General features: G+C 71.5%; 2 protein-coding genes. Both read left to right on the forward strand.

Annotation, left to right across the window (positions count from 1 at the left end; translation table 11 throughout):
* A partial coding sequence (locus AC1DIO_RS35200; RefSeq protein WP_476854936.1) for a type I secretion system permease/ATPase occupies positions 1-1,707 on the forward strand: 1,707 nt, incomplete at its 5' end.
* Positions 1,704-1,976: hypothetical protein (locus AC1DIO_RS35205; protein ID WP_476854937.1), on the forward strand; the 273-nt coding region annotated here is incomplete at its 3' end. The genes AC1DIO_RS35200 and AC1DIO_RS35205, both read left to right, overlap by 4 nt.

A 1,976-nucleotide genomic window follows, 5' to 3' on the forward strand; every position in this document is an offset into this window, starting at 1 on the left:
GCGGTCTCGGGGCTGATCAATGTGCTGGCGCTGACCGGCTCATTCTACATGCTGCAGGTCTATGACCGGGCSCTGACCTCGGGCAGCGTCCAGACGCTGGCGGCGCTCTCGGCGCTGGCGATCGGGCTCTATTTGTTCCAGGGCGCCTTCGACGTGATCCGCTCGCAGGTGCTGGTCCGGGTCGGGGCCCGGCTCGACAAGGATATCGCGCCGCTGGCGCACCGGGTGGCGATCGACATGCCGCGCTTCGGCTTTTCGAGCACCGAGGCGCTGGAGCGCGGGCGCGATGTCGACACGGTGCGCGGCTTCCTCGGCAGCCAGGGGCCGGGCGCGCTSTTCGACCTGCCCTGGATCCCGCTYTATCTCGCCTTCGCCTATTTCCTGCACCCCTGGCTCGGCGCGCTGACGCTGGCGGGCGCCGTGGTGCTGACCCTGCTGACGGTGGCGAGCGAGATCCTGACCCGCCGGCTCAACGGCACGACGCGCCAGGCGGCGATCACCCGCGGCGCGATCGCCGATTCCAATGCCCGCAATGCCGAGGTGCTGAAGGCGATGGGCTTTGCCGACCGGGCGGTCGAGCGCTTCAACCTTGCCAACCGCGARCATCTGGCGCTGCAGACCAAGGCCAATGACCTCGGCGGCAGCCTGGGCGCGGTCTCGCGCGTGCTGCGCATGATCCTGCAATCGGCGATCCTCGGGATGGGCGCCTATCTGACGATCAAGGGCGAGCTCTCGGCCGGSGCGATCATCGCCTCCTCGGTCGCCTCGTCGCGGGCGCTGGCGCCGGTCGATCTCGCGATCGCCAACTGGAAGTCCTTCGTCGCGGCACGCGCCGCCTTCCAGCGCCTGCGCGAGACGGTGGTGGCGCTGAGCCAGGCKGTGGTGCCGATGCAGCTGCCGGCGCCGGTCGGCGCGCTCAAGGTCGACAAGATCACGGTCGCCGCCCCGGTCTCGGGCCAGGTCCTGCTCAGCGAGGTCGGCTTCGACCTGAAGGCCGGCACGGCGCTYGGCCTGATCGGCCCGAGCGGCGGCGGCAAGACGACGCTGGTGCGGGCCCTGACCGGGATCTGGCCGTGCCTGCGCGGCTCGGTCCGGCTCGACGGCGCCGAGCTGGCGCAATGGCCGGAGGCCAGCCTCGGGCGCTTCATCGGCTATCTCCCGCAGGAGGTCAGCCTGCTCGATGCCAGCGTCGAGGAGAACATCTCGCGGCTCTCGGCTGAGAGCGACGCCGCCGGGGTCGTGGCGGCRGCSAAGGCGGCCGGCATCCACGAGATGRTCGTGCGKCTGGCCGATGGCTACCAGACCCAGCTCGGGCCGCAAGGCGCGGCGCTCTCGGCCGGCCAGCGCCAGCGCATCGGCCTGGCGCGGGCGCTCTACGGCAACCCCTTCCTGGTCGTCATGGACGAGCCGAACTCGAATCTCGACGGCGAGGGCGAGAGCGCGCTCAAGGCGGCGATCGAGACGGTCAAGGAGCGCGGCGGCATCGCGATCATCGTGGCGCACCGGCCGAGCGCGCTCGCCGCCGTCGACTTCGTCGGCGTCATCCAGAACGGCAAGCTCGCCGCCTTCGGGCCGCGCAACGAGATCCTGACCCCGGCGACGACGCAGGTCGCCCCGGCCAGCACGCCGGCAGCACCGCTGCGGATGCCGCAGGCCAGTCCYATCGCAGCTCCCTTCAAGCCTGCGCAYGAACGGGTGTCGGCATGATCGAGATCARRACCCTCAAGGCCCCGGCGCCGGGCGCGCCSTCCGCGGAGCAGAGCTACCGCAAGATCACCGACGAGGACGCGGCGCCGTCGTCGCGCTGGCCGGCGCTGGTCGTGCTCGCGCTGACCGCGGTCGCGATCTACGTCAAGAGCCTCTTCCCCAGCCACGCCAAGTCCGATCTCGGTCCGCCCACYGAGMCCCCGGGCGAGGATGCGGCTGGGGGAGGCCCCTCGAGGCAGGCGCAGGCCGAGGAGGCGGACAAGGAGGCC

Source organism: Allobosea sp. 05T439 (assembly GCF_056396005.1).